4 protein-coding genes are annotated in these 2,327 nt (G+C 48.0%); all 4 read left to right on the forward strand.

Annotation, left to right across the window (positions count from 1 at the left end):
* Window positions 1-522, forward strand: a 522-nt coding sequence (locus NWF04_01975) for a hypothetical protein (GenBank protein MCW4005358.1), incomplete at its 5' end; no start/stop codon positions are given.
* Window positions 523-559: 37 nt separating this feature from the next.
* Window positions 560-979: a DUF2190 family protein gene (locus NWF04_01980; GenBank protein MCW4005359.1), complete on the forward strand. Its 420-nt coding sequence runs from the start codon at window positions 560-562 to the stop codon at window positions 977-979.
* 14 nt (window positions 980-993) lie between these two features.
* On the forward strand, window positions 994-1,914 hold the full coding sequence (locus NWF04_01985) for a hypothetical protein (protein ID MCW4005360.1): 921 nt from the start codon (window positions 994-996) through the stop codon (window positions 1,912-1,914).
* A 50-nt stretch (window positions 1,915-1,964) separates the two neighbouring features.
* On the forward strand, window positions 1,965-2,180 hold the full coding sequence (locus tag NWF04_01990; protein ID MCW4005361.1) for a hypothetical protein: 216 nt from the start codon (window positions 1,965-1,967) through the stop codon (window positions 2,178-2,180).
* Window positions 2,181-2,327: the final 147 nt, after the last annotated feature.

Below are 2,327 nucleotides of genomic sequence, written 5' to 3' on the forward strand. Positions count from 1 at the left end.
AAAACTACGGTTGAAATCTGGGAAGCCATAATCAACAAACTAAAACAGCCAGAACTCAAGGAGCAAGCAGGTCCAGAGTTTGTTATGCACCTAGTTTATGACCCTCAAACGTTTTTGGAGGAACATTTCTCAACGGTTTGGATTGACCAAAACAGCGGAATAAAGGGTCTGTATGGGCTTTTGCGCGAAAAACCGGATAACCCCCAGCCTGTTGCGTTGCTTTTTTCCAAGGAGAAGGGCTGGGATTTACAGAAAATGAAGGAGTGGCTAGAGGACCACCCTCAGTATGCTCGTAACCATTCTGAAACTTTGCCTGAGCCGCCCGAACCGTTGGGTGAGGCAATAATCGCGTCTACGGAGCCTTTGGGTTCTGATTTGATACATAAAACTGAGATTCTGAAATTGTTGCCTGAGGATTGGATTGTTCGGGCTTGGAGTCTTGGTCCGCAGTTGCTTGTGCGGCAGCTTCGGCACAGGCTAAATTCACAGTCAACACAACTGACCGGGAGTAAGCAAGGATGAACTTGCCTAAACCGCAACAAAACTGGAGGAAGAACACGTGACTGACCTTTATCCCGACGCAGAAGTTGGAGAAATGATAACCGACGGAACTGTTCTGAGCTTTGAAGCAGGTTCCGCAGTAACAAAGGGTGACCTAGTTTACCTAAGCGACGACATGACAGTAAGCCAATGCACCGCAGCTACCCAGTACGCTTTGGGTGTTGCCTTAACAACGGTTGAAAGCGGCGACGTTTGTTCTGTTTGCACAAGCGGAGTTGTCAAAGTTACCGCGGGTGGCACAGTAGGCCTAGGCGAAAAAGTTCAAACAGACGCCGATGCCTGCGTAATCGCGTTGGCTGATGGTTCTGTGGCTTACGACGAAACTGAGTTGCCTGACAGAATCGCACGAGCAGTAGGAGTTGCCCTGCAGTCTTTTGGCAGCGGCGACACAGGTTTGATTCACGTATCCAAGGCTTAAGGAGGACACATTGTATGCCGAAACTTTTTGAAGCAATAACAAAAGACCCCGAATATCAGCCGATTTTGCCTGAGCTTTTGGAACGTGCGAAATCTAACCTGATGGTTAACGCAGTAATGCGCGAAGCCGTGCTAAGCGACACCGCAAATGCTCTTGGAAAGATGCATGACGTTGTGGTAGATGCGGCTCAACCTGCCTTGATTGGACGGGAAATTATTTGGGTGTTACCCACAACCGAGACTTTGGTCCGGTTTCCTAAGGCGAAACTTGGTAAAGCTCATAGAACTGCCGAGCTTTCGCAGGTGTGGATTACCCAAGAAAAGTATGACACAGTAGACGTCAAAGCGGACATGGAAATCAAAGCGGGTGCAGAGTATTCCAAGAAGTTTTTTGAGGATGCTTCTTGGGGTGTAATGGAGCGCCAAACCGCCGAGGTTGGACGAGCCATCGCAGAGCTTGAAACAGAAAAAATTCTAGAAGCCTACGACACCATATCTGCAGGTGACCTTGCTGGTGGAAATGAATACAACGGTTCTAGCACTTTGGATTGGGCGGGGCTTGTTGGTTTTTGGAACAGAATAAAATCTGAAAACTTCAACGCCAAAGTTTTGGTAATCAACCCTGCGCAGCTTGCAGATTTGTGGCAAGAAGACCAGTTTATCCACAGCTTCTATTTTGGCGGCATGGCGGATATACGCCGTGGAATCTTGGGTGAAACGTATCTTGGCATGAAAATTGTTGTAAGCACCAAGGTAACGCCTGGAACAGTTTACTGTATCGACACCGACGTAGCCGCAGTTATGTTACTTCGCAGAGACATCATAGCAGAGCCCTTTGAAAACCCCAAACAAGACAGATACGGAATCGCAGCTTCGGAACGTGTTGGTCTTGGAGTCTTACGAACCAAAGCAGTGGCACGGGGAACAGGCTGGTAAAATCAGCGTGGTTTTCGGTGCCTTAACTTCCCTTTTTTTGGTGAAAAACGTTGAGCGAAACAAACTGGGGCAACTACAGCAAAGCCTACAAGGCAATCCACGACGCCATCCACGGACTCCGAAGCGTCCAGAACGTCTCGGTTACACGCAACGAGGCGGGTTACATTACGGAACTGGAGTTATCCGACGGCGAGGTAACAAAAACTGTCACGGTTGTTCGGAACTCAGCGAATTTGATTGAACAGATTTTGGAGAATATTTCATAAAACAAATTGGAGGAAAAAATGGATGGTTGCAACAGTAAATGTGCAGCAAGCAGTTGGCGGCTCAGACGCAAGTCCAGGAACCTACAATAACATAACATCAAGCACTAGACTGCAAACAAAAGACCAGTTCGCGCCAGCGGACACATC

Source organism: Candidatus Bathyarchaeota archaeon (assembly GCA_026014465.1).
In the GTDB taxonomy this organism is placed as follows: domain Archaea; phylum Thermoproteota; class Bathyarchaeia; order Bathyarchaeales; family Bathycorpusculaceae; genus JADGNF01.

Excerpts from the sequence above, each read along its gene's own strand:
- NWF04_01985 (MCW4005360.1), top strand. The coding sequence starts at position 994 with ATGCCGAAACTTTTTGAAGCAATAACAAAAGACCCCGAATATCAGCCG.